Annotated in this window: 25 protein-coding genes and 1 pseudogene; 3 read left to right on the forward strand and 23 right to left on the reverse strand. The window is 49.6% G+C overall.

Annotated features, from left to right (window positions below):
* Nucleotides 1-314 precede the first annotated feature (314 nt).
* From EPO18_RS09910 to EPO18_RS09925, 4 genes are all read right to left on the reverse strand, one after another.
* Nucleotides 315-812 carry a hypothetical protein gene (locus EPO18_RS09910; RefSeq protein WP_292433203.1) on the reverse strand — a complete coding sequence of 166 codons (498 nt, stop codon included), beginning with the start codon at nt 810-812 and terminating at the stop codon, nt 315-317.
* Nucleotides 813-992: 180 nt separating this feature from the next.
* Nucleotides 993-1781 carry a hypothetical protein gene (locus tag EPO18_RS09915; protein WP_292433204.1) on the reverse strand — a complete coding sequence of 263 codons (789 nt, stop codon included), beginning with the start codon at nt 1779-1781 and terminating at the stop codon, nt 993-995.
* 106 nt (nt 1782-1887) lie between these two features.
* Nucleotides 1888-2298, reverse strand: coding sequence for a WapI family immunity protein (locus tag EPO18_RS09920; RefSeq protein WP_292433205.1), 411 nt, complete (start codon nt 2296-2298; stop codon nt 1888-1890).
* A 147-nt stretch (nt 2299-2445) separates the two neighbouring features.
* Complete coding sequence (locus EPO18_RS09925; RefSeq protein WP_292433206.1) at nt 2446-2766, reverse strand: hypothetical protein; 321 nt, start codon at nt 2764-2766, stop codon at nt 2446-2448.
* Nucleotides 2767-2877: 111 nt separating this feature from the next.
* Between EPO18_RS09925 and EPO18_RS09930 the strand changes: the two genes are divergently transcribed.
* Entirely contained in the window at nt 2878-3147 is a 270-nt protein-coding gene (locus EPO18_RS09930; RefSeq protein ID WP_292433207.1) for a hypothetical protein, read from the forward strand.
* Between the two features lie 143 nt (nt 3148-3290).
* Here the strand turns inward: EPO18_RS09930 and EPO18_RS09935 are convergent, their stop codons facing one another.
* Nucleotides 3291-3764, reverse strand: coding sequence for a hypothetical protein (locus tag EPO18_RS09935; protein ID WP_292433208.1), 474 nt, complete (start codon nt 3762-3764; stop codon nt 3291-3293).
* A gap of 149 nt (nt 3765-3913) precedes the next feature.
* Here EPO18_RS09935 and EPO18_RS09940 point away from each other — a divergent pair.
* Nucleotides 3914-4879 (forward strand): annotated as a pseudogene (locus tag EPO18_RS09940) (integron integrase).
* Nucleotides 4880-4990: 111 nt separating this feature from the next.
* On the opposite strand, the gene EPO18_RS09945 reads toward EPO18_RS09940, so the two are convergent.
* The 6 genes from EPO18_RS09945 to mnmG all read right to left on the reverse strand — a co-directional run bounded on the left by EPO18_RS09945 (nt 4991) and on the right by mnmG (nt 9702).
* Complete coding sequence (locus EPO18_RS09945; protein WP_363331494.1) at nt 4991-5176, reverse strand: type II toxin-antitoxin system RelE/ParE family toxin; 186 nt, start codon at nt 5174-5176, stop codon at nt 4991-4993.
* Nucleotides 5177-5223: 47 nt separating this feature from the next.
* Entirely contained in the window at nt 5224-6087 is an 864-nt protein-coding gene (locus EPO18_RS09950) for a ParB/RepB/Spo0J family partition protein (protein ID WP_292433210.1), read from the reverse strand.
* A 66-nt stretch (nt 6088-6153) separates the two neighbouring features.
* Nucleotides 6154-6423 carry a hypothetical protein gene (locus EPO18_RS09955; RefSeq protein WP_292433211.1) on the reverse strand — a complete coding sequence of 90 codons (270 nt, stop codon included), beginning with the start codon at nt 6421-6423 and terminating at the stop codon, nt 6154-6156.
* Nucleotides 6420-7196 carry a ParA family protein gene (locus EPO18_RS09960; RefSeq protein WP_292433212.1) on the reverse strand — a complete coding sequence of 259 codons (777 nt, stop codon included), beginning with the start codon at nt 7194-7196 and terminating at the stop codon, nt 6420-6422. Before EPO18_RS09960 ends, EPO18_RS09955 begins: the two co-directional genes overlap by 4 nt.
* Complete coding sequence (gene rsmG, locus EPO18_RS09965; RefSeq protein WP_292433213.1) at nt 7196-7831, reverse strand: 16S rRNA (guanine(527)-N(7))-methyltransferase RsmG; 636 nt, start codon at nt 7829-7831, stop codon at nt 7196-7198. The genes EPO18_RS09960 and rsmG overlap by 1 nt, the downstream gene beginning before the upstream one ends.
* Nucleotides 7831-9702, reverse strand: a complete 1872-nt coding sequence (gene mnmG / locus EPO18_RS09970; RefSeq protein ID WP_292433214.1) for a tRNA uridine-5-carboxymethylaminomethyl(34) synthesis enzyme MnmG — start codon at nt 9700-9702, stop codon at nt 7831-7833. The genes rsmG and mnmG overlap by 1 nt, the downstream gene beginning before the upstream one ends.
* Before the next feature lie 81 nt (nt 9703-9783).
* Between mnmG and EPO18_RS09975 the strand changes: the two genes are divergently transcribed.
* Complete coding sequence (locus tag EPO18_RS09975; RefSeq protein ID WP_292433215.1) at nt 9784-9990, forward strand: DUF7230 family protein; 207 nt, start codon at nt 9784-9786, stop codon at nt 9988-9990.
* A gap of 133 nt (nt 9991-10123) precedes the next feature.
* On the opposite strand, the gene gspD is transcribed toward EPO18_RS09975, so the two are convergent.
* From gspD to EPO18_RS10035, 12 genes are all read right to left on the reverse strand, one after another.
* On the reverse strand, nt 10124-12313 hold the full coding sequence (gene gspD, locus EPO18_RS09980) for a type II secretion system secretin GspD (RefSeq protein ID WP_292433216.1): 2190 nt from the start codon (nt 12311-12313) through the stop codon (nt 10124-10126).
* Nucleotides 12310-12966, reverse strand: a complete 657-nt coding sequence (locus EPO18_RS09985) for a hypothetical protein (protein ID WP_292433217.1) — start codon at nt 12964-12966, stop codon at nt 12310-12312. Before EPO18_RS09985 ends, gspD begins: the two co-directional genes overlap by 4 nt.
* The gene (gspM, locus tag EPO18_RS09990) at nt 12963-13550 is read right to left on the reverse strand and encodes a type II secretion system protein GspM (RefSeq protein ID WP_363331493.1); all 588 of its coding nucleotides are present in this window, start codon (nt 13548-13550) and stop codon (nt 12963-12965) included. The genes EPO18_RS09985 and gspM overlap by 4 nt, the downstream gene beginning before the upstream one ends.
* Nucleotides 13543-14715: a PilN domain-containing protein gene (locus EPO18_RS09995; RefSeq protein ID WP_292433218.1), complete on the reverse strand. Its 1173-nt coding sequence runs from the start codon at nt 14713-14715 to the stop codon at nt 13543-13545. Before EPO18_RS09995 ends, gspM begins: the two co-directional genes overlap by 8 nt.
* Nucleotides 14690-15730 carry a type II secretion system minor pseudopilin gene (locus tag EPO18_RS10000; RefSeq protein ID WP_292433219.1) on the reverse strand — a complete coding sequence of 347 codons (1041 nt, stop codon included), beginning with the start codon at nt 15728-15730 and terminating at the stop codon, nt 14690-14692. The genes EPO18_RS09995 and EPO18_RS10000 overlap by 26 nt, the downstream gene beginning before the upstream one ends.
* The gene (locus tag EPO18_RS10005; RefSeq protein ID WP_292433220.1) at nt 15727-16506 is read right to left on the reverse strand and encodes a prepilin-type N-terminal cleavage/methylation domain-containing protein; all 780 of its coding nucleotides are present in this window, start codon (nt 16504-16506) and stop codon (nt 15727-15729) included. Before EPO18_RS10005 ends, EPO18_RS10000 begins: the two co-directional genes overlap by 4 nt.
* The gene (locus tag EPO18_RS10010; RefSeq protein WP_292433221.1) at nt 16503-16934 is read right to left on the reverse strand and encodes a type IV pilus modification PilV family protein; all 432 of its coding nucleotides are present in this window, start codon (nt 16932-16934) and stop codon (nt 16503-16505) included. Before EPO18_RS10010 ends, EPO18_RS10005 begins: the two co-directional genes overlap by 4 nt.
* Nucleotides 16921-17355, reverse strand: a complete 435-nt coding sequence (locus tag EPO18_RS10015; protein ID WP_292433222.1) for a GspH/FimT family pseudopilin — start codon at nt 17353-17355, stop codon at nt 16921-16923. Before EPO18_RS10015 ends, EPO18_RS10010 begins: the two co-directional genes overlap by 14 nt.
* Before the next feature lie 125 nt (nt 17356-17480).
* A complete protein-coding gene (gene gspG / locus EPO18_RS10020; protein WP_292433223.1) occupies nt 17481-17933 on the reverse strand; it encodes a type II secretion system major pseudopilin GspG in 453 nt (150 codons plus the stop codon).
* Between the two features lie 14 nt (nt 17934-17947).
* Entirely contained in the window at nt 17948-19162 is a 1215-nt protein-coding gene (locus tag EPO18_RS10025; protein WP_292433224.1) for a type II secretion system F family protein, read from the reverse strand.
* Nucleotides 19162-20850, reverse strand: coding sequence for a type II secretion system ATPase GspE (gspE, locus tag EPO18_RS10030; RefSeq protein ID WP_292433225.1), 1689 nt, complete (start codon nt 20848-20850; stop codon nt 19162-19164). The genes EPO18_RS10025 and gspE overlap by 1 nt, the downstream gene beginning before the upstream one ends.
* A gap of 688 nt (nt 20851-21538) precedes the next feature.
* Nucleotides 21539-23095, reverse strand: a complete 1557-nt coding sequence (locus EPO18_RS10035; protein ID WP_292433226.1) for a cytochrome B6 — start codon at nt 23093-23095, stop codon at nt 21539-21541.
* Between the last annotated feature and the right edge of the window lie 352 nt (nt 23096-23447).

A 23447-nucleotide genomic window follows, 5' to 3' on the forward strand; every position in this document is an offset into this window, starting at 1 on the left:
CGAATTTACAAAATACATCCCAATCGTAGAGGGAGGGCTTCGCGGTCACGTGCCCGCTCGCCCCAGATGCATCACGCCTCCTATCCGGTTTTTGTTCATCGCCCCGCAGTTTTGGGTTCGGCTTCTTCCAGACCCTGCCTCGCGACAACGCCCTTGCCGTTTCCCTAGCCTTCGGCTCTACGAAAACCTAGCTGCCGGACTTTCACCGACAGAGTAACGTGCCATGCCCGGCACACACGTCTGAATTAACCGGCTGGCGCGGCTTTATCGCGACAGTCCGTGGTTGGGCATCATTCAACACGGAGACAACAACACTATTCATCGCCGGAGATTTCACCATGCCCAAGATACTTTGTATACCGTGCCAATCTATACCGCCGGCCTATTAGAAGAACGCCAACAACCAAACAGGCTATTCCCCATGCCAGAGAGCCCCATCCCTTGGGCAGCTTCTCAACATCCCCCTCGAACAGGACTCTTTGCGGGTCATCAGGAAGATAAAGAACTGTTACATGATCGTCCCGTTCCAACGCATCAAGTACGCGACGAGGAACATACGTATTTTTGTAGTATGAGCTTGAAACCACTTCGTTGCCGGAATTGGTTATGAAGCGAAGGGGGAACTGGTAGCGAGTTTCGCCCAGATAGCTAGTTGCATCGCCTGGTTTTTGTGTTTTGAAAGCAGCAACTGCCAATGCGGACTTTGAGCTAGTTGCAAATGAATAGTAGGGCGCAAAATCGGCGAGCCACCCGAGAAAACCGGTAGCTGAACCAAGAAAAAAAAGAATAATGACAAACCATGCTTTGAACATTTTTCCTCCATAAACTCCTAAATTGTTTCGGTAGCTATTATTGCCTGAAAATGCAAATCTCCGCTGCCGTATACTTTCATGATGTCCAACGTAGAGCTAACCGGGCGCGGCACGGAAAGCTGAAAAATAAAGCAGCATTGTAATCGCGCTCCGGTTGAGCGCCATGTTATACATTTTTGCCTACTTTAGCTGCGAGGCAATTGGAATTATGTCTTCGTTGGGAATAAGGTTGAGCTTCATAAGATTGAAGACATCAGCTCCGAGTCCTTGCACTGTCATTTTTCCTGGCAAAACGTCGGTGGGACCGAAGGCAACGCCTCCACCAAAGTTAATAAATCCCCTATGATATAGATCGAGGCATTCGTATAAAACCTGATAAAGGTCTTTGTGAAATTGACCTTGATTCCGATAGTCTTCAGCACGCAAACTAAAGTTATCCTTTACCACTGCAAGCTTGAGTAAGCATAGTTGCCTATAAGTCAGCTGTTCAGCAGTCTTCGCTAGCTGATGAGCCATGTACACCCCGATCTCCGCATCAAATGCTACGCTCGAAAGTATACGCGCCATGTAAGGAATTTTCTTTTCTTCTGGTTCTCTTTGGCTTTTCAGAAGAATACTTTCAGCAATCTCTTCTGCGTCAGGCCGCCCGGCTTGCTTTTGATCAAAAAATCCATCAGTACGGGTCTTTTCCCCCGCCTCCAAACGTTGTCGAATCTCACCAGCAGCAAGCGCCAGAACGCCTCCAACCCGAACTGCTTCTCGTGGCCCTAAGAGACGCTCGGACGCTTCTTGTCCGATGTGCTTCAAAGCCATTGCCGCAGCGGCACCACCTGCACCAAGTAACGCTGCTCCGGTCGGACCACCAGCGAGAAAACCAAGTGCCCCACCGACAGCACCGCCAGCGATTTCTGCACCGCTAGTGATTAACCGACGGATGCCATCAGTCTCGTTATTCTCTTTGTCGGACATCAGCATGGCTCCTTGATTGAAATGTATAACGTAGAGCTAACCGGGCGCGACCCGGAAAGCTGAAAAATAAAACCGCATTATAACCGCGCTCCGGTTGAGCGCCATGTTAGGCGTCACGTTTTGCTCCTAACGAAAGTATGCGTTCGAGCTCTTGCAGAGGGGCTAGCAAGTACGATTGATCGAGCTCGATGATGAAGGTGAGCTTGTTTTCGTAGGTGGCCTGCGACCAGGCCTCACCGGTGACTTGGATGTGACCGCCAGTCGTACCCGTCAGCTTGAGGACGATCTGCTTCTCCAACGGCGAGAACTCTGCATCGCCTTGGAGTGACTCGTACAAGACACGAAGTTGTGCTGTGAACAGTTCGAAGTCAACCGCCTCTACCCAAGGCCGAATCGTTCCCTGAAAGCAATGAACCGCCACCTCAACTTCGGCTTGAGCCCAACCTTCGGACGAGTACGAACTGGGCAGCCTGATTTCGACGAACTCGGAGCCTGACCCAATGTGGACTACGTTCATGTGACGCCTAACGTAAAGGTAAGGGGCGCGCCGCTAAAGGACGCTTAGCGAAGCCGCCGAACTCGATTAAAAAGCAAACATTCAAAACCGCATCAGGGCGGCGCGTCCCTTTGACCGCCGTGTTAGGAATATGGTATCCGTTCTTACTTATTTCAGCCCTCCTACTACTGAAACTATTACTGCGACAACAGCAATTACTGATGCCCACACCGCCCAGCGAGCTTGTTTGACCGCCGCATTCTTTGCTTCCTCAGAAATTTTCAACGCACGTTCAGCTTGCTGTAGGGTTCTTTCTTCTCGCCCGTCACGAATTTCAGCGTTACGGCGGTCGAGTACATACTTTGCCAATGCCGCTCTGTTAGGACTATCTATTCCGGGTCCGGTATAGACCGACAAAAGAGCAAGCTCCACATCGCTTTTGGATTCGTACTCTTTCAACCACTGCTGTTCATTCGAGGTAAGGGGCATGCGAAACACCTAACGTAGAGCTAAGGGGCGTGCCGTTCACGGACGCTAAACGAAACCCCAAAGCTTGGTAAATTACAAAACTTTAAAACCGCCATGAGGCGGCACGTCCCTTTGAGCGCCATGTTAGGCTGCCCAACCGAGCCCCGTAAGCCAAAGCCCCACGGGCAGAAAGCCAAACGCAGGGGAGGCAGCCAAGCAGCCACGGGCGGAAAAGCCCGGCGCAACACAGAAGCTAACGCCGCCACAGGGCAACCCGTGTGCCCGACCCGCCCAAGCCCGGCAGCACGCCCGGACAGCAAAGCCCCGCAAGCCAAAAACGCACGGGCAAAAAAGCCAAGCAAAGCCCGAAAGCCAAACCGCCACGGAACCCTGATTGGGTAACGCCCCTAACGTAGAGCTAACCGGGCGCGGCCCGGAAAACTGAAAAATAAACCGCATTATAACCGCGCTCCGGTTGAGCGCCATGTTAGGCCGTATGCGTGACTGCAAGACCTGACCCCGTTTTTCGCGGCTTGAATGAATTGCTAGGGCGAAAGCCAGCGCACAATGACATTTGGCAATACGACAAGTGCCGCAACAATAGCAAAGATAATTAGCGCGCTCTTCCAGGTGAGCGGCTCACGACGACTGCTGAATTTCAGGTAGTAGTCGATTTCCATAATTTCTGACTCTAGGGCCATACGTTGACTTCGTAGTTGAAGTTGGGTACCGATATCACCCAGCGGCAAGTGGCTGAGGTCAGAATGGTCCAGCGGAGGAAGTGTTTTAAGGTTTTCCCTGAGTTGTTCTAAATGCTCCTTTAGTTCCGAGAGTGGTGTCCTGTCTCGAATGGCGCGCTTAATGCGCTGCATTTCAGTCGTGAATGGCATAAGCTGACTGACCAAGTAGCCTTGATCAGTATACTTGGCCTCAAGCTCTCCTGCTTTTGCATCAATGACGGTTTGTAAAGCGTCGCGCTCCCTAATTAGCGTGTTAATCGATTTTCCAAATATCGACATGCAAGTGTCTCTATGCCCTAACGTTAAGTAGACACCTTTTTAGGTGTATATTAAATTTAAATTGTCGCTGCTTAACGGTGTATAACTCCACTCCGACAATCCGTTAGGCTAGATGCTATAATAATTACATTATTGATAGCAACCTTTTTATGCAAAATAAAAATACACCTCCTAAACTGCTGGATCAGGTGCGTGATCGCATTCGAGTCAAGCACTACAGCATCCGTACAGAAACTCAATATGTGCAATGGATCAAACGATTTATCCTGTTTCATAACAAACGTCATCCGCAAGAAATGGAAACTACGGAGGTGGAGGCGTTTTTAACGCATCTGGCGGTGGATGGACATGTATCGGCTTCGACGCAGAACCAAGCATTATCGGCGCTACTGTTTTTATATAAAGAGGTGTTGGGGATAGATTTACCGTGGCTGAATAATGTGGTGCGCGCCAAGCAGCCACAACGTTTGCCGGTGGTGTTGACGCGCTCGGAGGTGCGGGAGGTGCTGGCGCGGATGAAAGACATGTATGGACTGATGGCAAATATGTTGTATGGGACCGGGATGCGCTTGATGGAATGCGTACGCTTGCGAGTTAAGGATGTGGATTTTGAGCGTAATGAGATTCTGATCCGTGACGGCACAGGGTAACGATGTTGCCGTCTTCGATAGCGACCGGGTTGCAAGCGCATTTGGAACAGCGGCGGACGTTGTTTGAAGATGATAAACGTATCGGCAAGGCGAATGTCTTTCTGCCGGACGCGTTGGCGACCAAGTATCCGAATGCGGCAACAGAATGGTGCTGGCAGTATATTTTTCCTTCCGGCAGTTATTCGGTTGACCCACGCAGTGGTGTGGAGGGAGCGCCGCCATCATATTGACGAGAAATTATTGCAATGGGCGATGAAAAAAGCGGTGCAAGCCGCGGGGATTGCCAAACCGGCCACGCCGCATACGTTGCGGCATTCGTTTGCGACGCACCTGCTGGAAGCGGGTTATGATATCCGCACGGTACAGGAACTGTTGGGGCATAGCGATGTCTCCACAACAATGATTTATACCCATGTATTAAATAAAGGCGGCAGAGGCGTGTTGAGTCCATTAGATCAGCTCTGACACCATGGCAGTGCGTCACCAGAGAAATATCCTGATATTCCCGTACTTCAATATGGCGGCAGATTTCGGATTTACCCTCCGCCCGCTCTATCACCGAAGGAATGAGCGAAGTCAGAATAAATGGGGCAAATCACCAGCACTATGGATAACACGAACAATCTGGACTCCATCCTGCATGGTACGATACAAAATCAGATATTTACCAACTGTAAAAAAACGAAGCTTGGGAGCAATATCGGGTCGCAATCGGCCCATCAATGGATTATCCGCAAGCGCTGGAATCGCTTTTAATATCATCAAGCACACGATCCGCCGCTTCATCTTCGAGCACATAACCAGTCACGTTATTTAATCTGCTCAAGGATTCCATCCAGCTCTTCCAGGCTGGAATAGGCGATGACCAGCTTTCCGGCGCCGTTCTCCTTATGCTCAATTAACACTTTCGCACCCAGCTTTGCGGTCAGGTCTTCCTGCAAACGAAGGGTGTCTTTGTCTATTATCTTTACTTTAGGTGTTTTGGGCTCGGACTGGCTGTCTTTAACCAGACGCTCCGCGGCTCTGACCGTTAAACCTTCCTTGACGATTTTGTTTGCCAAAAACACCTGTTTTGGGCCGTCCAGCGACAGCAACGCTCGTGCATGACCCATTTCCAACTGCCGACTGATCAGCATCTTTTTCACGTCCGGGTGCAAATCGATCAGCCGCAATAAATTGGTTACTGTAGCGCGCGACTTGCCGACCGCATCGGCAACTTGTTGATGAGTCATTTCAAACTCTTCCAGCAAACGTCTTAATGCTTCGGCTTCTTCCAAAGGATTCAGGTCCTCCCGCTGGATATTTTCAATCAGCGCTATTGCCATGGCGGTGCGGTCGTCTATCTCTTTGACAACCACCGGTACCTGCTGTAGCCCGGCCAATTGCGCAGCCCGCCAACGGCGTTCACCGGCAATAATCTCGTATTTTTCCGCGGCAAGCTTGCGCACCACGACAGGCTGGATGATGCCTTGCGCTTTGATGGAATCGGCCAGTTCCTGCAACTTTTCGGGGTGCATATCTTTTCTTGGCTGATATTTGCCCCGCTGCATATGCTCAATCGGCAAGGTGTGAAGCGAATGACTTTCCGCTGCTTCCTGTTGATCGTCTTTACCGACAACATTGCCCAATAAAGCGTCCAGACCTCGATTTAATCCGCGTTTTTTCACAGCCATAGCTTTCAATTTTTCTCTTTTTTAATATTCCATCAAAGCAATCAGGCCAATGCTCCTGACGCCGATTTATCGCAAATCACTGCGAACTATCGATTCAAACTCTTCAATCAGCTTTTTTAAAGCCTCTGCTTCTTCCTGCAAAGCAAGACGCTCTTTTTGAATGTTTTTAAATAACGCAACCATCATTGCCGTTTGCCTATTTGCTTCCTCGGCAATCGCAGACTGTGTTTCACTCCGGCTCACATCTTTAGCCGGTTGATGGGCTTCTTCTTTAGAGGAATCCTCTGCTAACAAGGCTTCAAGCCCTCGACTTAATCCACGTTTTTTTGAATTCATGTACTGTTTTGCTTCTCTTTTCTGATCATTTCACCCGCCAATGCAATATAAGCCACAGACCCTCGCGATGTTCTATCGTAGCTCAACACCGGTAAACCGTGGCTCGGGGCTTCCGCCAAACGAATGTTTCTTGGGACGCAGGTTCTGAATACCTTATCGCCAAAATAGCGGATCAACTGCTCCGATACATCTTTGGTCAAACGGTTCCTGTCGTCAAACATGGTTCGTAGGATGCCTTCCATGTACAGGCCGGGATTGACGGTGTCCTGGATGTTTTTAAGCGTACTCATCAATGCAGACAAGCCTTCAAGCGCGTAATATTCGCACTGCATCGGCACCAGCACGCTGTTTGCGGCGACCATCGCATTCAAGGTCAGCATGTTCAGTGAGGGAGGACAATCGACCAGGATGTAATCGTAATCGGATCTTATAGGGATCAGCGCATCGGCCAGCCGGCGCTCCCGGTGATCGGCCTGCATCAGCTGCACTTCAGCCGCGGTGAGATCTCCATTACCGGGAATCACTGAAAAACCGATCTCCGGCAGCTTAATGACAGTTTCCGAAGCAGGCACATTTTCCATCAATAAATCGTAGCTGGAATATTTAACATCCTGCTTATCGATGCCGCAGCCCATCGCAGCATTACCCTGCGGATCGAGATCCACCAATAATACGTGCCGGTTAGCCGCAGCCAGTGAAGCTGCCAGATTTACGCTGGTTGTAGTTTTTCCTACACCGCCTTTTTGGTTGGTTACGGCAATTACTTTTCCCACTAGCTTACCTCGGCCTGTTCAGGCAATTGTATTCGTACCAGACATCTTTCAACATCAGCTCCCGGAACGCTAACCGATATGACAGATTTTTTTGCTGCAATTTCCGCCAGCTCCGCATCCGGAGTCTGTCCTTTCATTGCCAGCAATACGCCATCCTGAGCTAGCAAATGCGCAGTCAGCTTCATTATATCGGCCAAGCCGGCAAACGCTCTGGTGAGCACAGCGTCATACGCTTGTTCAGGATGATAATTTTCCACGCGACTGTGAATAACTTCGACGTTTTTAAGCTTTAATTCCAACACGGCCTGCTGCACAAAGCGAGTTTTCTTGGCGTTACTGTCCAACAACGTAAAGTCAATCTCAGGCAGGCAGATCGCCAGCGGAATGCCGGGCAAACCCGCGCCGGTGCCTATATCGATGACGCGCTTGCTCTCAATATGCGGAATAATCGATAGACTATCCAATATATGCAACCGCGCCATTTCTTCCCTGTTCCGTATCGCGGTCAGATTATAAGCTTTATTCCATTTTTCAATCAGCTTTATAAAGTTAAGCAACTGATCTATGTTTTCGTCAGTTACGTTTAAATTTAACGATGCTATCCCGGAGACCAGGATTTTGCGGCAATTGTCCATCAGGCGCTTTTCTTCTTTAGATAAACCAACAACAAGGAAATTGCAGCCGGTGTAATGCCGGGAATACGCGATGCCTGACCCAGAGTTTCAGGCCGCTGTTTTTTAAGTTTTTCACTAACTTCATTGGACAGGCCGGGAACGCCGCTGTAATCGATCAGTTCAGGCAAACGCAGGTGATCGTAACGCAGGGCTTTGTCTATCTCGGTTTGTTGCCTGTCGATATAGCCTGCATATTTGGCCTGGATTTCAACCTGCTCGGCTACCTGCGGGTCCATGTCTTCAGCACTGTCCAGAAATGACAACAACTGCTTAACATCCACTTCCGGACGACGCAGCAAGTCCATTAAATTGGCTTCCCGCATTAACGGCTTGCCCCAATATTGCTCAACCTGTGCCGCTTCTTCGGTTTCCGTCCTGACCCATTTCTTTTTTAGGTCATCCTGCAATTGAGTGATCGCGGATTGCTTAGTCTCGAAAGCCTGCCAACGCTCGTCGTCAACCAAGCCCAATTCACGGCCTTTTTCGGTCAGGCGCAAGTCGGCATTGTCTTCTCTCAGCAGCAAGCGGTATTCGGCACGGCTGGTGAACATCCGGTACGGCTCTTGGGTTCCGCGCGTAATCAGGTCGTCAATCATTACGCCGATATAGGCCTCATCACGTCCCGGACACCAGCTGTCCAAACCTTTAACCAAGCGAGCCGCATTAAGCCCGGCGATTAAGCCTTGAGCCGCGGCTTCTTCATAACCGGTCGTGCCGTTGACTTGCCCGGCAAAGAACAACCCGTCCATATGCTTGGTTTCCAGCGATGATTTCAAATCCCGAGGATCGAAAAAGTCGTATTCAATCGCATAACCGGGGCGCAAGATTTCGGCATTTTCAAAACCCAGCATCGAGCGCACAAGCTCATACTGCACATCAAAAGGCAGGCTGGTCGATATGCCGTTAGGATAAATTTCATGGGTATTCAAGCCTTCCGGTTCGACAAAAATCTGGTGCGAATCTCGGTCGGCAAAACGCACGACCTTATCTTCGATGGACGGGCAATAACGCGGCCCGACGCCCTCAATAATCCCCGAATATAGCGGCGAACGATCCAGGCCGGAACGAATAATGTCGTGGGTTTTATTGTTTGTGCGAGTGATGTAACACGGAATTTGCCGGGGATGGTGCTCGGGCTTGCCGAGAAACGAAAACACCGGCACCGGATCGTCGCCATGCTGTACTTCCAGCTTGCTGAAATCGATAGTCCGGCCATCGATACGCGGCGGCGTGCCGGTTTTTAAGCGGTCGATCCTGAACGGCAATTCCCTCAAGCGCTCGGCCAACGCAACCGAGGCCGGATCGCCTGCACGGCCGCCGCTGTAGTTTTCCAAGCCGATATGGATTTTGCCGGCCAAAAAAGTACCGGTAGTTAAAACCACGGCTCTTGCGGTAAAACTTAAACCCATTTGCGTCTTAACGCCGGCAACCTTGCCGCCTTCGACAATCAAATCGGACACGGTTTGCTGAAATAACGCCAGATTAGGTTGGTTTTCCAGTGCCGATCTAACCGCTTGCTTATAAAGCTGACGATCCGCCTGGGCGCGGGTCGCTCTGACAGCAGGACCTTTGCTGGCGTTTAGGATGCGAAACTGAATGCCGCCGCGATCGATTGCCTGGGCCATGATTCCGCCTAAGGCATCGACCTCTTTAACCAAATGGCCTTTGCCAATCCCGCCAATTGCAGGATTGCAGCTCATTTGACCCAGCGTATCGATATTTTGTGTTAGCAGCAGCGTGTTCGCACCAGATCGAGCCGATGCCAGCGCAGCTTCCGTACCCGCATGACCGCCGCCAACCACAATGACATCAAAATCTTTTTTAAATTTCACTAGCTCTATGTACTCTTAAAAAATGGTATATTACTGCTTGTGTAGATTCACACAAACTTGACATATTATAAGAGGTAAATGATGAAAAGACGTAAAAATCAACAAGGAACCGATGCTGTTCCTAACCAGAACCCGGTTGCGAAATACGCGCATCTGTTTAACAAAGCGCAAACTTTTTGCGATAAAAGCAAATACAGCCGCAAAGCAAAACACAAAAGACAAGAGGTTAGTCCAATGATCCCGGATGGAATTATCGGACTAGCCTCTTGTTTTATTTTTCCTGCCTAGCCTCGATTCGGGTTTGGGGGCGCTGATAGGGTTGCCTCATTGACATACTCTGTAGCATGCCAATCGGCATTTACCAACTCTTGTGTTTTATCCGAAATCTTTTCATTTAGACTATAAGCCTGAATTAATTTATTCACTCTTCTTCGCCCAAAACTTTTTCCTCTTGAACCTGCGAAACACCTTGATAAATACCGGTTAATTTGCGTTTAAATTCGTCGGTAACCACCCTGGAATCCTGCTTGCTTTTTACCACGCGCGGCGTGATCAGGACAACCAGTTCATTTTTAGTTTTATCATGATTTGTACTGCCGAATAATGGCCCTATCAAAGGAAGGTCATATAAAAAAGGAATCCCGCCTTGGTTCTCAGTGTTTTGTTCATCAATCAGGCCGCCTAACGCTATCGATTCCCCGTCTTGTACAGCCACAGAACTCTCAATCTCTTTTTTATCAATGGTAGGGGTTTGTAGTTGAGTAGCAGTAGCACCAGCTGGCAAACTAACTACGTTACTAACAATTTGCTTGATTTCCATAATAACCATACCGTTCGCATTCACCCTGGGCGTAACTTCCAGAGTGACGCCGGTATCCTTATATTGAATGGTATTGGATTGAGCAAAGGAGCCGCCCGCTACCCCTCCAGCGAGAGGAACCGATGAGGAACCTGTTGATATGGGTACTTCTTGACCGACATTTATTTTCGCTTGCTGATTATTCAACACCATTAAAGACGGCGATGAAATGACATTAACGTTACCTTTAGCGGCTTCCGCATGCAAAACAGCTTTTATATCACTCGAGTTCTGTACCACGCTGAGGCCCCCCGTTCCAAAGGCTTGGGCCCCTGCAACTGCCAGATCTCCTAGCTTGATTCCTCCTGATTTGCCTGAATTGCTGCTGATTCCAGTATCTCCTTGTTTTAAAAACCACTCTATGCCGTACTGTAAATTATCCGTCAGCCTAACCGAGACCACGGTCGCATCAATCAGCACTTGCAGCGGCATTACATCAAGCTGTTTGATGATGGGGAGCATCACCTCGTACTCCTGTGGCGTGGCAACAGTAACTACCGAATTGTTAGCCACGTCGGCAATAATTTTTACATCCTCGACATTGGCAACCTGAGCATCTCCGGTTTGTCCGGAGTTTTTGTTAATGGATGATTTTTTGGTATTACTTTGTTTTTCGGTCTGCGGTTTATTGGTTGCTTCAGCCGTTTTTTGTCCAGGCGCAACTTTTGCAGCTTTTTCCTTCCGGGAAGGGGCCGCGCCGGTAAAAATCTCATTTAACGTTGCCGCCAGCTCTTCAGCATCGACATGCTGAACCCTATAAACATTCACGCCGCCGCCGGACGCGGTATTGGCCCTATCCAGACGCAATACCCAATTTTCAATATCCCTCAAGTAGCTGGCTTGATGGGTAATCGCCATAACGGCATTCAATCTTTCAACGGGGATAAAGCGAAAAAATCCGCTCTCGTCATCTTCGCCTTTTTGGCTGAATATTTCCTGTAATTCTTTAATCACGGTTTCCGGTTCTACATGCGATAACGGAAACAGGCCGAAAGACCGCCCTTTCAACACATCGATATCAAATGCGCTGATCATGTCCATGACCCGGCCAAGCTCATCGGGCGTACCGGATGCAATCAGGATATTGCGCGCGGCATCGACATTGAGAATGGTCTTTTCCTGCACCAGCGGCTTTATCACATCGACAATGTCTTGTACGGCGACGTTTCTGACTGGGATAACTCTGACTTGAAAACCGGTTCTGCCGGCAGTGGACGGCGCTGTAAAATTGGAACTGTACAGGGCTTCACTGGCAGGCTCGATGTGGTAAATACGGGCGTCCCTGATCAGCACGGCATTGTTCATGCGCAGCAGCATTTCAAGGGTGGGAATTAGCTCGTCTTTGCTTAAGGGGTCAGAGGTTTGCAGGGTGACTTTTCCCGCCACTTTAGGGCTGAGCACAAAGTTTTGTCCGAGTATGTCGCTTAAGATAACTTTGGCCACTTCGCCCAAATCCGCCTCATCGAAATTAAGGCTGTAGGTACCTTCACCACTGGCTTTGGTTTTTCTATGCTGAGTTGCTTTATCCGGCAGAAACCGGTCGGTACCGGGAAATAATTCAGGCTGGGTTTGAGTTGTTGCAGCGGGGGCTTTGTTTTGCAGTTCTTTAATAACCTGATCGGGTTCCTCTTTTTTCACAGGCGTCAACGGCAATTTGGGGGTGTGCTTGGGGGTAAGTAATTCACAACTTGACAGCGTTATACTTAAGACTATCAAACTGAAGGCTGTTATTATTTTTTTTGGGTAAATCATGGGTTACTCTCCGATGTATCTTCAGTGTTGTCTTCTGTCGTATCTGCCGGCGGTTCAGGAATTGCTGCTGGAGCTGGAGCTGGAGGAGGAGCGGAAACCGGAGCTGGTGCAGGCGGCGCTACCTTATTATTTTCCTGCCGAGGTAATTCTTTTAATTTTGGTTTTCGGAGCAGCAGTTCTTTCTCCTTATCGCCTTGTTTGAACATGGCTCTGTCCTTGTCTATTTCGGTCAGTTTCCAGCCGTCGATCTCACCACCGACGGTTATTTTCCGAAAATTGTCCTTGGCAACCTTGGTTTTAGACCGGCTGAATAATGCCGATTCGGCTTTTGGGGTACCGTAAACTCCGCTCAGTTGCCAATCGAAGTTTTCCGGTTTGACGGCCCCTTGCTCTGCCTCGGGGCGCGGCTCATCTACGGCTCTTCTGCCTTTAATGAATAACGGCCTGGCCACTAGGTCGACATAACTTTCTTCCGGTTGTTTGGTCAGTTCTATTGCGGGCAATTCGTCTGTTTTATAGTCTTGCGGTTTTGCCGAGCTTATCGATGTCAACAAACGATGCTTCATAGTGACTGCATACAACCCTTCCCCGGCAATAATCAAGCACAAGCCAATGACGGCAGATAGCAGCAATTTTATGAGTTTACTGTTCATGCCGGCTGCTTTCTCATAAAACCAACGGCTTGAAAATTAATACTTAACTGATTACTCTGATCTATTTGGTGCGTTGTCCTGTTTCTTACGCCGCGTATCGGCCTTATGTCTATCTCGTTGATAATAATCAGTGGGGTTGATGTTTCTATTTTATGCAGTACGGCCCGTAACACTTCGCTGCTACCGGTCATCCTGACGTTGACGAGTATCCGGCTAAATTCGTTTTTGGTGCTGAGAGGCAGCGCCTGAGTACTGCTTAATTGTCCGCCTGCGTCCGCAATCGTTTTTTTAATGAACTCCTGCACTTCGGCCGATGCTAAAGCGCCGGTAGCTTGGCTGTTCAAAAGCCCGCGCTCTTGGTACTGCTCTTTTATAGCATTCATGTTCGCAATGACCGCGTCTTTGCCTGCCAAAATACGCTCATATTGCTGCAACTTGAAAACCAGGTTATTTTTGGCTTCGTGCAGTTCGAGGCCTTTATTAACCAGCGGTACGATGACTAGCAAACTGATGATCAGTATCGCCCCAAGCAGCAGGCCTACTGCCAACCATCGCTGCATTTGCTTGCTGCCGACTTTAATCACTCGCCCCTCCTGATTTTGCCGCAAGCCGGCCGGAAGCCGGCCCGGCGCTCGACTGCTTGGCTTTAGGCGCTGTGGCCGAGGTAACATCAACGGTGATCTGGAACTTCTCCTGCTTGCTGACTTTATCCTGGGTAACCGGCGAAACGAACCGGGCGTTGGCAAACATGTCGGAATCTTCCAAAACGCCGATTAATGCCGAGGCGGAAGGAGACTCGCCCTGTATTTGCAAGTGCCCGTCCGAATATTGCAAATAGCTCAGCCAAGTATCGTCTTTCATTAAGGTGCTTAACGCATTCAACATATCGACTACCGCTGGAACTGCGGTTTTTTCCGCGATTAACAGCCGCGTTTCGTCTATCATCGCATCAATTTCCAACTGCAAGGCTTTCACTCCCTTGGCATCTTTTTCTATGGCATCGATTTTTTGCTGTAAGGCACTGACTGTCTGGTATTCAAAAAAGACCGGCAGCGCCAGCATGGCGCCCAACAGTAGACATACCGCCGCAACCAGCCCCCCATAAATAAAGCGCGAGGTGTTTGCGGTTTTTTCCCTGAGCGCTTCCGGTAATAAATTATAGCCGTCATAACGCTGCTCAAGATCATTCGGCATCGCTTCATAATCGACAAACAGCGGCGACATACCCATTGTCTTGATGTCTTCATACAATGCATCGAGCGTTTCCTTGGGCGTTAACACCAGCATGACTTTGATGTGTCCAGGCTCGTTCTCGCCTTCCATCGGCTTAACCGCAAAATAAACCTGTTCCGCCGTAAACGGCGTATAGCGATCAAGTTCATAGGTAACAACCTGCAACAGATTTTCTTTTACGGCGGCCGGTAAGGTAAGCTCTCTTTGAATCGCTTCCTGTTGTGTTAGCCGAAGTATTAAGTTCGCTTTAGCCAGCCTTTCATCTTTGGCCTGCAATGCTTTGTATTGCGCCAGGCCCGATGCGTTGCGCTCCAATACCGCCAACGGCCCGGCCACGCCATTCAGCACATAAGTCAGCGCTAACTGATTATTATGTTGGGGCCGGACGACAATAAAACCCTGTTTCTCATTAACCAGCTGCCTGACTTTTTCGGGCACCAGGAAATCCAGCTCCCGCAGCCACCAGCGAAAGAACTTTTTTACATCCAGATCAATTGTTGAATTCAGGCTCGGCATATTGTCTCACTAATAGCTGATCGCTTTCAGCGGTAAATAATGAATCGTCCGTGGCGGCATTGCGTTGCCATTTCAGAACCTGAAACGGCGACGCCTCCGGATTATCCGATCTTTTTATCAGCGCCTTGATCATGGCCATGCTGTCGTCAGACGACTGCGCTTCGGCAATAACCGTAATCGCGCCTTTTTGTACGGTGCCATCACTAGCAACTGTTGCGTAGCTGCGTTCAATAGCGCTGTTTTGCGCTGACTCTTCGTCTTGATTAGAAAGTTCCGGTTGCGCCGCGCCATTCCCCTTGGACATAAAAGCCGGTGCGGGTAAGCCATTTACCGCGCTTATCCGTCTAGCGGCAATATATTCATCGATCGATTCGGCATCCGCTCCCGGCAATACTCGCAATACCTCTTTGGCAGCCTGAGTCGAATCCACTGTGGGCTGTCCCGAGTAAACCGTGACTAGGTTTTCAAGCCACTTAAAAACCTGTTCATTCATACCTAATACCAACTGTAATTCCTCAATAGATTGAAACGGCTTGTTACGAGGCCGATAACTTAACCCTGCTTCTTTATAGTCTTCTTTCTCCGCGCCATCTATGTGCACCAGATCATCCTCATCGCGCCAATCGAGGATCGCATTGACCAGCTTGGCTTGCAACTCATCCTCGATAGGCGCGTAGGCTATAAACCCTTGTAACAGTGTCTGATCCGCGCTATTTATATCTATCTTGCCTGTTTCCGAGAACAGCCGAACCCGGACTTTAAAATCAGGATAGTCTATTTGATAAATACTGCCATCGGTACGCCAGCGTTTTTGCTGATCGGGATTCATTAACATCAGCTCTGCAACCGCAAGTCCCGATTCCGCAATAGCCATTGCCTGGGCATTATTGCGGCTGCCGGTTACAACCGCCGCTTCCCGCTGCATAGTTAGAGCAAAACTACCGGCCATAATGGTCAGCAGGCTTAACACCCACAAAACCAGAACCAGCGCGAATCCCTCAGCAGGCCTGCTCATTCGGGGCTCTCTGCAAAATTTGTCACATTTTCATCATTATCGCCTAGCTCCGTGGCATTGCTGACTCCGCCTGTAGCTTTAAGCGCTATAATCATTTCAGGCCAAAAAACGCCATTTGTGGTGCTGATGCTGATTTTAACCAATTGGGGTTGAACATCTTTTTTCAGCCATTCATCCTGCCAACTGCTTTCGCTTTCACCCTCAACCGCACCAAAATAAGCCAACGTAAAATCGCTGACATGCCTTAGCAAAACCACCTCTTCCGGACGCCATTCTTCACCCTCGGCCGCCGGAAAAAACGGCGTTAACGTTACATTAATAACCTGCTCGCCATCTTGTTGCTGCGGCTGTATCGAAAACAGCTGCATACCTGATCTACCGGCGCTTGCAGGAAATACCGAGACGAACTGCAGGGACTGTTTCTTGCCTTGGAAAGAGAATAGTTTATTGCCTTTTTCAACCTCCCCGCCAATTTCCGGCTGGTCGGCGGCCTTCGCTTCATCCTGGGTCAGAAAATCATTCCATACAGGTATAGCCAGGGCCAAATGCCGTTGAAAGAAGTTGTAAACTACCGCTACTTCATTCACATCGGTTATTTTGTTTTCTCCCTGCTCCCAGCTTTGAGCGCAAATTCTCATGCTGCTGAACAACAGCACCACCATGATGCCTAATAACGTCATGGCTATCAGAACTTCAATCAGCGTAAAGCCCATCGCATATCTAAAGTTTGGCGCGGCGCTGGAAAAAGGGCACTTGGCCTTGCTTTTACCGCTCATAACTTTTTATTCGCCAACTTTAAGGTTATTAACTCAACCTGCCTGCCATCGGCACGGCTTGCCGCGCCTGCTCCCGGACTGAAGTTATCGCCCCAGTTTACGGTAACCTTAACCTTAAAAAGCACTGCCGTTATGGCCGTGACATCTAAATCCTCTGCCACAAATTGAAACGGGGTGACAGATACACGCCAATGGTATTTATTATTTTCCGATCCGCTATCTTCGCCTTGCTGCAACGGCGATTCCACACCGGTTTGGGCCATTAATGATTCGGCAATTTGCACGGCAGCGGTATAGTCTTCGGCAGCACCGGCGGTATTAACACCGCCCGAAAATATCTTCAGCAAGATGCCTAAGGAGAGCGCCAGAATTGAAAACGCAATCAGTATTTCCAGTAAAGAAAAACCACGCTGTTTATTTGCTTTCAAGTTCAATCTGTCCGGTTAGCCAATTTATATCGATTTTCCACGCTGCCTGCCCTCGTTCCAAGGTGACTCTTCCGCCGGTAGAGGAGCCATCGGCAAAAAAACGAATACTTGCGGTACCTTCCCCGGTTAACTCGGTTTGCGCGGTCACCACGGTGACATCAATAGCCTCGGGCATTTGATAAAGCTTGTCCCGGCCGCTGACCGTGTAGCTGTTGTCGCTAAGATTAAGGGCGACCGTCGCTTCCTGATGAGTCGTTAAAGCCTGCCCTCTGGCGTAACGTAGCGCCGAAGCGATGTCTCTTGCCGCCGCCTTGAGCTCTGTAGAATCATTTCCCGATGCCAGGTTAAGACCGATTACCGAGAAGCCCAACACCACGACAAAAAGCACTATAATCAATTCCAGCAAGGTAAAGCCTCGCATGCGTGAGGCACACGAAGTACAAGGAACAAGGTCCAAGGTCCAAGGCGTCAAGCGCCTATCTGTTATCTCTTGTACCTTGCTCCTTGTATCTTGCTCCTTGTACCTTGCGCCTTTCACCTCACAACTCACTCCCAACTAACAATATCCTGGTCTTCGCCTTCGCCGCCTTCCTTGCCGTCCGCACCCAAGGTGTACAAATCGAATTTCCCGTGCTCGCCGGGAGCAACATAGTGATATTCCTGCTGCCAGGGATCCAGCGGCATTTTGGTTTTACGCAAATACGGGCCATTCCAGCGTTTGGCGCTGTCGGGCGATTCAATCAAAGCCTTCAAGCCTTGCTCGCTGCTCGGATAACTGCCCAAATCCAGTTTGTACATATCCAGGGCGGACGACAGGTCTTCAATTTGCACTTTGGCCGCTTTGGTTTTGGATTCGCCCATGTGCTTCATGACCTGCGGCCCGACTATCCCGGCCAGCATCGCAATAATACCCAATACGACCAGTAACTCCAGCAAGGTGAAACCGCGCTGATGCAGAAAAACTGCCTTTTTCGCCTTGAACCTTACTATTTTTTTCATGATGTTTCCTATATTTAAAAAGCTAAATCGTTAACACTCAGGATAGCCAGCAGAATCGATACGATGATGCCTGCAATCATTAATCCCAATGAAATTATCAAAGCCGGTTCCAGCAATGCCAGCATGCGCTGTATCGCCACTCTCAGCTGGTTATCGTAAATAGTCGCCACGCGCAGCAGCATTTCTTCGAGGCGTCCGGTCTCTTCGCCCATTTTGATCATTTGCATGGCCATTTTGGGAAATATGCCTTTCTCCAGCAAGGCGTCCGACATGTTTTTGCCCTGCCTTAACTGCTCTTCGGTATCGTGAATGGCCGCCGCCAGAACCAGGTTGTCTACTGTTTCGCGGACAATCACCAGAGCCGACAGTATGGAAACGCCATTACCCAATAAGGTACCCAGCGTACGGCTGATGTTGGCGGTTTCCTTGTTCAGAATAATGGTTCCCGCCAGCGGCAGTTTCAAAAAACGGCTGTCCCACACTTTCTTCTTGACCGGGTCGGCCAGCTGAAGATTCATATAACCGCTGATTAGGATAACGCCTAAAATCAATGCCCACCAATAGCTTTGCAACCATTCGGCCAATCCTACTACAATCTGGGTGGATACCGGCAGCGCCTTGCCCGCGCTTTCGAACATCTCGGAAAACTGCGGCACTACGAAAGTCAGCATGACAAAAAGGGACGCCAGCGACATGATCAGCAAGATCGCCGGATAGATCAATGCCGTGCTGACCGTTTCTTTCAATTCCCGTGAGCGCTCCAGATATTCGGACAAGCGCCCCAGTACTTCCCCCAAACCGCCCCCGGCCTCGCCGGCGCGTATCATGTTCAGATAAAACTTGCTGAAAATGCCGGACTGCTTTTCCAGCGCATCGGCCAAGGTAGAGCCGCCTTTGACTTTCTCCAACACTCTGCCGATCAACTTGGTTACCCGTTCATTGTCTTCAGTCAAGTCGATCAATACCAGTAAGGACTTGTCCAACGGCAAGCCGGACTCCAGCAAGGTTGCTAATTCGCCGGTGAACAAAGCGATGTCTTTTTGCGATAATTTGGACGGCTTTATGCCCAGACTCAAACCCAGAAACGATTTGGCGCTGGCCGGGACTACGCGAATGGGGATATAGCCTTCTTTCTGCAAAGTCGAAATCAACTGCTGCTCATCAACCGCGTCCCTGACGCCTTCTTCAGTCTCGCCAAGACTATTAACTACTTTATAGGCAAATAACATCAGGTTTCCGACGTGACCCGCAGCACTTCTTCCAACGTGGTAATGCCTTGCAGGGCTTTAACCAAGCCGTTTTCATACATGGTTGTCATGCCTTCTTCGATAGCCAGCTTTTGAATGGCCCCGGCCTCTTCATGCGCCATAATTAATTTACGAAGAGGATCGGTCATTTGCAGAAACTCGATAATCGCCAGCCGTCCGCGATAACCTAAGCCGCCGCATGACGGACAACCGATCGGCTTATATAAGAAAATATCCCCCGCCGCGTCAGGTGCAAATCGTCTCAACCTCATGCCGTCGACAATGTCTTGGGAGGGGGTATAGCGCTGCTTACATTCAGGGCATAGTTTTCTGACCAAGCGTTGCGCCAATATGCCGTTGACGGTGGAGGTGAGCAGATATTCCTCCAGCCCCATATCCAACAACCGGGTTACACCGCCGGCCGCGTCGTTAGTATGCAGCGTCGATAATACCAAATGCCCGGTTAACGCCGATTGCACGGCGATTCTTGCGGTCTCCAGATCGCGCATCTCGCCGATCATGATCACATCGGGATCCTGCCGCACAATAGAACGCAACGCCGAGGCAAAGGTCAGGCCTATTTGCGGTTTTGCCTGAATCTGATTGACCCCTTCCATCTGGTATTCCACCGGATCTTCAACGGTGATAATTTTTCGTTCGGACGTATTGAGCTGTTTTAACGCGGCATACATCGTGGTGGATTTTCCGCTTCCGGTCGGGCCGGTAATCAGGATAATACCGTGCGGCTGAGCCAGCACTTCGATAAATTGCTGTAGATGTTTGCCGGAAAAACCCAGCTCGGCAAAATCCAGCACGGTGGTTTCCTTGTCCAGCAAACGGATCACCACGCTTTCGCCGTACATCGTCGGTATCGTCGAAACCCGCAAATCCAGCTCTTTGCCCAGCATTTGCACCTTGATGCGGCCGTCTTGCGGCAAGCGGCGCTCGGCGATGTTCAGCTTGGCCATGATCTTGATACGGGAAATAACCGCTGCGGTCGATCTGACCGACGGCGCATCGATTTCTTTTAAGACGCCGTCGACACGCAACCTCACTTTTAGAGACTCTTCGAAGGGTTCTATGTGGATATCCGAGGCTCGGGTTTCGATTGCTCGTTGCATGATCAGGTTGACCATTTTGATAACCGGGGCCTCACTGGCCAAGTCTTTCAAATGCGCCAGATCTTCCTCGCCCAAGTCGTCGACAGCGAGGTCGTCGACGGATTTATCCACTTTCGATTGCTCTTCGCCATACTGCACTTCCAGCGCCGCATCGATTTCCGAAAGCAGACCGACTTTGGCGATGATGTTTTTTCCGGTCGCCAGCTTGAGCGCATCAAGCACAAACCGGTCTTCGGGATCCATCAAGGCAACGGTAATGTCGTCCTTGAGGCTCAAGCCGATCACATGGTAATTTTTTAAAAAACGTAGCGGCACGGTTTCCGGCAATTGCATTTCCAGCGGATACTGATCCGGCGCAACTTTTTCAAACTGGCCCGATTCCACAAAGGCATCGGCGACATCCAGCTCCGAACACAATCCCAACTTAACCAATAGCTGCGGTAGACTTTCCGATACCGAAGTTTTTTGCATGCGCTCAACTTTTCTTAATTCCGCGACAGAGAGTTTCTGCTTATCTTGCAAAACGGTTAGCAGCGATTCATAGGACATTATTTTAAAAAACCGGGTGGATATTGTATTAAATATATGTTAGAGAGTTCAGCTTGACCAATCAATAAGTATAATCACTTACTATTAAACTAGCTATCATACTATTAACAAATTCTTAGGTATTTCTTAACCACCTAATTATTGAGACCATAAACTTATATTTTCAATAGGCTCATCCTATCGCCTTTGAGCCACTCCTAATTCAGGGCAATCGCGCTATGTCGGTAGTGAGCGATCTCTCCCTCTCCCATCGGGAGAGGGCCGGGGTGAGGGGAATCAAAATCCTGCTTTCTCATTGAAAAAAGAGAATCGATGTCATTTTGGAGCCTAAAAAGCCAGGTTCTCTTGCTCAAAGCCCCCTCTCCCGGAGAGGGAACTAACGGCGTTAACTTTTCGTATAGCGCGATTGCTCTGACTCCTAATTGGCTTTAACTTGACAAAAAAGCGCTTATTGATGGTTTTTATACGGTACTGATTCTATATGGTATGGAAGATTTGGCGTCTGAACACCCAGACTCAATGTCAAAAACATTAGCAATAGAAAACCTATCGGGAAAGGCAAGGATTCAACCGGACAGCAAATGGTGGGAAAGTTATGACATCGGTTAACTGAGTTAAGTCGAGATCGGCACGCTGCCATTCCGACATCCCTGTCGACAAGACAGCTTATTGCATATCAGCTCTTCAATTACAACTGACGCATAAAAGCTACGAGGTCTTGCTTCTCCTGAGGACTGAGTTTGAGTTGCAGAACGAGGTTGAAGAACTCCACAGTATCCTCCAGCGTCAGTGCACGGCCGTCATGTAAATAAGGCGGCGAGTCTTTAATTCCTCGCAAAGTGAAAGTCTTGATCGGCCCATCGCCCGGCTCGTCCTTCAGGAACCGCTCAAGATGGAGATCATGCATTTGGTGATCAAGATAGGTCGGAGGAACATGACAGTTTGAGCATTGTCCTTTGCCAAAGAAAATCTTTTCTCCGCGCGCTTCGCTTTCGGTCGCTTTAGCGGGATTGAGCCTAGCGGTGGCCGGGTCGAGCTTGGGCGCGGGAGGAAAATCGAGCATGTTCTGTAATTGCGCCATGTGGCTGACCGGGATGCGGTCCAGGATGTTCATACCCTTCTTCGCCGCATGAATTTGATCGCCGTTAAAATAAGCGGTACGCTGTTCAAACTCGGTGAAGTCTTCAATGGAACGAAGGCTGCGCTTGGAACCGTGGATCTGCTGGTTGAACACGCCTCTAAGACTGACAGTATCTAGCCGGAAGCGGCGTTCCTGAGGCCGGATGTCGGGACTCAAGTGAAACTGTCCGGTGGTATGGCCGTTAATATGGCAATCGAAACAGGTTACCCCGAGGCTCGGCTCGCGAGTCTTGCGATCGTCGGTCGGGTTGAACTCCTCTTGCGGAAACGGTGTCAGCAGCATCCTGAGGCCGTCGAGTTGCACCGGAGTGAGTAAATCCTTAAACAGGCGGTAGTAGTTGTTTATGGAGACAACTTCGCCACGGGAAACATCGCCAAGCTCCGGGCGGTTGTTTAGAAATATGGCCGGCGGAAACTCCGGCAGGAAGGCTTCGGGCAGGTCGAAATCCACATCAAACCGTTCAAGCCGCGGGAACATGTCGATCTGCATCTTCGGAAAGACCTGCCCGCCGTTCGCATGCAACGGGTGGGGCAGCGATGGATAAGGGAATGTTCCCTGTGTCTTTATTTCTTCCGGACTGGCCTCGGCGAGTTTATCCCAAGTTATTCCGGCGGACAATCGGACCGTGGGACCTACCGCCAAGGGCTTACCTCTGGACATCTTGGCTTCCGGGTCGGACTTGACCGTCAGGTTGTAGCGCTGCTCCAACAATTTTTTTTGCGCGTCCATGACCTGAGCTTTACCGGCAATCTCTTTTTTCATGCCGTCTTCAGGTTTTTGATAAGGCTGGTCCGCGCCCAAGGGGTCCCGAAAGAAATCGAATCCCGATACCTTGCCTTCCTTCGGCTGGTCCTTGAGAACCGGCGATGAGGACGGGGCTTTGCGCATATTGAAAAAGTCTGAACGATCATGCTCAGTCTTCTTCTGCTCAGGCCTTTCGCTACGGACCGTTTTCGTCGTTTGCGCGTCTTCGACAACGTCGCTAGAACGTTTCGGTGTTTCGGCCAACGCGACGATGCAACTGCCTAGAAACATTCCAAACATCACTTTCACTATTTTCTTAAAATAGGCGGATGGCTTCGCCAATGATCGGTTACGTGTCATGGTCATCTCCTTGATTTGGCTTAAGATAAGCTTGAAAATCGCCGCGCAGAACCTTTAGGGTATATTTTTCGCGGTCAGTTTCGCTTTGTGTCGAGATAGTGATGTAGGTATGGTCTATCTACTTTTTTTACTGATGTTACGCAGTTAGTCGAATCTAAACTGCATTAATATTTTTATTATTTTAAGGTGTCGCTACCGCGACGTTATTTGGATCGGGTTCTCGCACCCGAAAGCGAGTTACTTTCTTTTGCGTCGCCTCGGCAACTGCTCCTGCGTTGCTCTCGGCAATTGCTCCATGCATTGCTCTACCTCCTGCATCCGTGCAGTCGAAAAGAAAGTAACCAAAGAAAAG

It is taken from the genome of Methylobacter sp., from assembly GCF_004322395.1.
GTDB lineage: Bacteria > Pseudomonadota > Gammaproteobacteria > Methylococcales > Methylomonadaceae > Methylobacter_A.

What these genes read in the sequence shown, in the direction of transcription:
- EPO18_RS09910 (WP_292433203.1), bottom strand. Translation starts at nt 812, where the DNA reads ATGTTCAAAGCATGGTTTGTCATTATTCTTTTTTTTCTTGGTTCAGCT.
- EPO18_RS09915 (WP_292433204.1), bottom strand. Translation starts at nt 1,781, where the DNA reads ATGTCCGACAAAGAGAATAACGAGACTGATGGCATCCGTCGGTTAATC.
- EPO18_RS09920 (WP_292433205.1), bottom strand. Translation starts at nt 2,298, where the DNA reads ATGAACGTAGTCCACATTGGGTCAGGCTCCGAGTTCGTCGAAATCAGG.
- EPO18_RS09925 (WP_292433206.1), bottom strand. Translation starts at nt 2,766, where the DNA reads ATGCCCCTTACCTCGAATGAACAGCAGTGGTTGAAAGAGTACGAATCC.
- EPO18_RS09935 (WP_292433208.1), bottom strand. Translation starts at nt 3,764, where the DNA reads ATGTCGATATTTGGAAAATCGATTAACACGCTAATTAGGGAGCGCGAC.
- EPO18_RS09945 (WP_363331494.1), bottom strand. Translation starts at nt 5,176, where the DNA reads ATGATATTAAAAGCGATTCCAGCGCTTGCGGATAATCCATTGATGGGC.
- EPO18_RS09950 (WP_292433210.1), bottom strand. Translation starts at nt 6,087, where the DNA reads ATGGCTGTGAAAAAACGCGGATTAAATCGAGGTCTGGACGCTTTATTG.
- EPO18_RS09955 (WP_292433211.1), bottom strand. Translation starts at nt 6,423, where the DNA reads ATGAATTCAAAAAAACGTGGATTAAGTCGAGGGCTTGAAGCCTTGTTA.
- rsmG (WP_292433213.1), bottom strand. Translation starts at nt 7,831, where the DNA reads ATGGACAATTGCCGCAAAATCCTGGTCTCCGGGATAGCATCGTTAAAT.
- EPO18_RS09975 (WP_292433215.1), top strand. Translation starts at nt 9,784, where the DNA reads ATGAAAAGACGTAAAAATCAACAAGGAACCGATGCTGTTCCTAACCAG.
- gspD (WP_292433216.1), bottom strand. Translation starts at nt 12,313, where the DNA reads ATGATTTACCCAAAAAAAATAATAACAGCCTTCAGTTTGATAGTCTTA.
- EPO18_RS09985 (WP_292433217.1), bottom strand. Translation starts at nt 12,966, where the DNA reads ATGAACAGTAAACTCATAAAATTGCTGCTATCTGCCGTCATTGGCTTG.
- EPO18_RS09995 (WP_292433218.1), bottom strand. Translation starts at nt 14,715, where the DNA reads ATGCCGAGCCTGAATTCAACAATTGATCTGGATGTAAAAAAGTTCTTT.
- EPO18_RS10000 (WP_292433219.1), bottom strand. Translation starts at nt 15,730, where the DNA reads ATGAGCAGGCCTGCTGAGGGATTCGCGCTGGTTCTGGTTTTGTGGGTG.
- EPO18_RS10005 (WP_292433220.1), bottom strand. Translation starts at nt 16,506, where the DNA reads ATGAGCGGTAAAAGCAAGGCCAAGTGCCCTTTTTCCAGCGCCGCGCCA.
- EPO18_RS10015 (WP_292433222.1), bottom strand. Translation starts at nt 17,355, where the DNA reads ATGCGAGGCTTTACCTTGCTGGAATTGATTATAGTGCTTTTTGTCGTG.
- gspG (WP_292433223.1), bottom strand. Translation starts at nt 17,933, where the DNA reads ATGAAAAAAATAGTAAGGTTCAAGGCGAAAAAGGCAGTTTTTCTGCAT.
- EPO18_RS10025 (WP_292433224.1), bottom strand. Translation starts at nt 19,162, where the DNA reads ATGTTATTTGCCTATAAAGTAGTTAATAGTCTTGGCGAGACTGAAGAA.
- gspE (WP_292433225.1), bottom strand. Translation starts at nt 20,850, where the DNA reads ATGTCCTATGAATCGCTGCTAACCGTTTTGCAAGATAAGCAGAAACTC.
- EPO18_RS10035 (WP_292433226.1), bottom strand. Translation starts at nt 23,095, where the DNA reads ATGACACGTAACCGATCATTGGCGAAGCCATCCGCCTATTTTAAGAAA.